Source organism: Massilia sp. P2_C2, from assembly GCF_056404615.1.
This window is the reverse complement of the sequence record NZ_JBFUDR010000471.1, coordinates 1-3,387: the sequence shown is the minus strand read 5'-3', so window position 1 is coordinate 3,387 and position 3,387 is coordinate 1. Positions and strand designations below refer to the sequence as shown.

Below are 3,387 nucleotides of genomic sequence, written 5' to 3'. Positions count from 1 at the left end.
GTCCAGCTGGTGCGCGAACTCGTGCAGCACGACGTTGTGCGTTCCTTCGGCCGCAACGCCGGCGCGGCGCACGTGTTCCCACGACAGCACGACGCGGCCATCGCCCCACGATTCGCCCAGCAGGTCCTGGCGCGTTTCCGTAACGACGCCGGCCTCATCCTGCTCACGGCGCGGCACGAGGAACGCACCGGGATAGACGAGCACGGCATGCAGGCCTGGATAGACGCGGCTGGGCCGGTTCAGCAGCAGCATGCACGCCTGCGCGGCGATCGTCACGCGCATCTCTTCCGTCACCTCGAGCCCGGCGCAGCCGACGAACGTCTTCTGGTGCAGGAACTGCTTGACGAGGCGCTGCAGCTGCGCGCGCAGGTCGGACGGCATGCCCTTGTATTGCGCAACGTTGCGCTCGATGACCCCGAGCTGGACGGCTGTCAGCGGACGCACGAGCACGCGGCGCAGGCGCCAGCGCGGCACCAGCCAGGCCAGCAGCACGGCGCCCGCGAGCACTGTGCAGACGATAGCGGCTTCCATCGCATTCCTCGCTTTATTGCGGCGCGGCCGGTGCGGCGGTCGCTTCCGCCCGCGGCGCGAAATACGCGGCCACCGCTTCCGCGTCGCCGATCAGCTTGCCGCCAATAAATACCTGCGGCCACGTGGCGGCGCCCGAGACGGCGCGCAACACGCTCGTGGTGATTTTCGCGTCCTGCGGGATATCCGTGAAGACGATCCCGTTCGCTTTCAACACGGCCTTGGCGCGCGCGCAGAACGGACAACCCGGCCTGGAGAACATGACGACGGGCTCGCGCGGCGCCGCGTCCGGATTAATATAGCGCAGCATGGTGTCGGCGTCCGACACTTCGAACGGATCGCCCTCCTTGTCCGGCTCGATGAACATCTTGTCGATGATGCCATCCCTGACGAGCATCGAATAACGCCACGACCGCTTGCCGAAGCCGAGGTCGCGCTTGTCGACGAGCAGGCCCATGCCTTCCGTGAAATCCCCGTTACCGTCGGGGATCATCGTGATATTGCCCGCTTCCTGGCCGGCCTGCCAGGAGTGCAGCACGAAGGCGTCGTTGACGGCGATGCAGACGATGTCGTCCACGCCGTTCTCGCGGAACACGGGCGCCAGCTCGTTATAGCGCGGCAGGTGCGCCGAGGAGCACGTGGGCGTAAACGCGCCGGGCAATGCAAATACGACGACAGTTTTGCCCTTGAACAATTCATCGGTCGTCACGTCACGCCACTGGTCATCGGGACGCGCCTTGAACGTGACCCGGGGTACGGGCTTGCCTTCCAGGGCTTCGGCACTCGGCAGCATGGGTTCTCCTTGATGGGGTAAGCGGTCGGGGTGCCGCATCCGGCATATAGGCCCGCTTGTCGCCTTTTCAATTGAGAACCTGAAAAAACAACGCCACCCGGCCGGTAGGCGGGGTGGCGCAGCTGACGGCGGCCGCGCTGGCGCGGCCAGGGTCAAGGCCTCGGCGCTCAGGCGCGCTCTTTGGCGACCTGACTCGGAGGCGGGCCGAACAGTGCGGCGACCAGCGGATCGCGGGTCACCGGGCTGCGATTCACGCGGATCGCGTAATGGGTATCGTCGGCGAGGATATGGAAGTGGCGGCCGGTGCCGGCCATGCTCTGCTCGCGCAGGCCCGGGCGCTCCTTGCGCGGGGCGACGCCTTCGCGCTTCGGCTGGCAGATGGCACCCAGGAATGCCTTGACCCGCTCCGGATCCGGCGAGATGCGGTACACGGCCTTGCCCAGGTAGGTGGCGGTACCCTCGATGTAGCGGGCCAGCTCGATCACGCCGGCTTCGCGCAGGTCGCGGATATATTTACGGGCGCCCGACGGCGAGAATTTGAGGAACCAGGCGATTTCATCGGCAAGCATCTCGTGGGTCTGCAGCTCGCCGATCAGTTTCTGCATGTTTTCGATGCGGCGCTGGGTCGCCGACGTCGACCGCACCCGCTCGATCGGCGCCAGCGAAATCGGTGCGCGCTCGGTCGGTTGCGGTGGGACACGTTCGATCAGTGCAGAGTTGCTGGAAGTGTGCACCGCGTTGAGATCGCCTTGCACCGCATTGTGGTGAGTCGCTGCATGCATATTGGTCTACTCCGTGAAAAGGACTATGTTCTGTATGGCCCGGACCGCCGTGTTTCTATCGTATGACCATCTGACAACACGACGGTTCCGCTTAACTGGATACAAGATTGCCTGCCTCATCACGGCTGGTCTGTGCGCCATCCAACATTTCTAAAAATTTCTAAAAGTTATTTGTTCTTGAACGCAAGAGCCACACGCTTAGGCATTGACGAGGATCAAGCCTGACGGGTACGGCTATGTCATCGGTTCACCGTTCTTGATCTTCGTCATCGGCCGGTGGGAACCATGCTGGGCTGTTTGCGTCGAAGCGATATCGACCAAACCCGAACCGCCGTGCATGGCTTGTTGTCAATCAGTCATCTACACGAACCGCATGACATCGTTGTATGACATGTCGAAGTTTTATGGCGTTGAGCCCGGATCGCGACCGATGACGCAGGCGTGACGTCGGCGCCGGCAGGACCACGCAAGACGTCACATATGTCAAAGGGCGACGTTGTATGACATAGGCATCGATTACCCGGCAGTTAGTAACAATCTGAAACATCTCGCAATCCATGGCACAAATGGCCACGTTGTAAAATTGCCACAGCAACCGGCCGTTAGGTGCGGTACCGCACGGACCCTAAAAATGGCCGACTTGTAAGCTTGACATCAACATCAATGCAAGACTGCGATGTCAAGTACCTTTACAACTTATGGGAGTTACCTGTGAATAATACGAAGAAGATCGCTCTGGCCGCCGCCATCCTGTGCACCGCCGGAACGGCTCTGGCCCAGGACAGCGCCGAGGTCATCAATCCGTCGTGGTACATCGCGCCCTCGATCGTCGGCATCAAGCCCGACCATGATTTCGGGACATCGAAGAAGGACTGGGGTGGCGGGTTGAAGTTCGGTAAGGCCGTCCATCCGCTGTGGGACATCCAGATCGGCGCCACCCATGCACGCGTCGAAGACAACGGCTTCGACTACCACCAGACCCTGGTCGGTATCGATTCCCTGCTGATGCTGTCGCGTAAGACGGTCCGCCCCTACCTGCTGCTTGGCCTGGGCGCCGAGAAAGATCACGAGAGCAATCCGATCCGTAACGTGTCCGGCTGGTCGCCGTACTACCAGGCCGGCGTCGGCCTCCAGGTCAGCATTAACGAACAATGGTCCCTGCAGGCCGACCTGCGCCAGGTACGCTCCCACCTGCGCGACGACGACAAGTTCGGCTTCTCGCGCGCCAACACCAAGTACGCGACGATCGGCCTGAACTATGCGTTCAACCCGCCGCCGCAGCCG

The 3,387-nt window shown here is 62.3% G+C and carries 4 protein-coding genes; 1 reads left to right on the top strand and 3 read right to left on the bottom strand.

Going from position 1 to position 3,387, the window contains the following annotated elements; translation table 11 throughout:
- From AC1DYX_RS29545 to AC1DYX_RS29535, 3 genes are all read right to left on the bottom strand, one after another.
- A partial coding sequence (locus AC1DYX_RS29545; protein WP_477265547.1) for a M90 family metallopeptidase occupies positions 1–531 on the bottom strand: 531 nt, incomplete at its 3' end.
- A 13-nt stretch (positions 532–544) separates the two neighbouring features.
- Positions 545–1,321 carry a glutathione peroxidase gene (locus AC1DYX_RS29540; RefSeq protein WP_477265545.1) on the bottom strand — a complete coding sequence of 259 codons (777 nt, stop codon included), beginning with the start codon at positions 1,319–1,321 and terminating at the stop codon, positions 545–547.
- 167 nt (positions 1,322–1,488) lie between these two features.
- Entirely contained in the window at positions 1,489–2,103 is a 615-nt protein-coding gene (locus tag AC1DYX_RS29535; protein ID WP_477265543.1) for a winged helix-turn-helix domain-containing protein, read from the bottom strand.
- 711 nt (positions 2,104–2,814) lie between these two features.
- On the opposite strand from AC1DYX_RS29535, the gene AC1DYX_RS29530 reads away from it, so the two are divergent.
- Positions 2,815–3,387: outer membrane beta-barrel protein (locus tag AC1DYX_RS29530; RefSeq protein ID WP_477265541.1), on the top strand; the 573-nt coding region annotated here is incomplete at its 3' end.

Coding starts and splice junctions, on each gene's coding strand:
- AC1DYX_RS29540 (WP_477265545.1), bottom strand. CDS start 1,321: ATGCTGCCGAGTGCCGAAGCCCTGGAAGGCAAGCCCGTACCCCGGGTC.
- AC1DYX_RS29535 (WP_477265543.1), bottom strand. CDS start 2,103: ATGCATGCAGCGACTCACCACAATGCGGTGCAAGGCGATCTCAACGCG.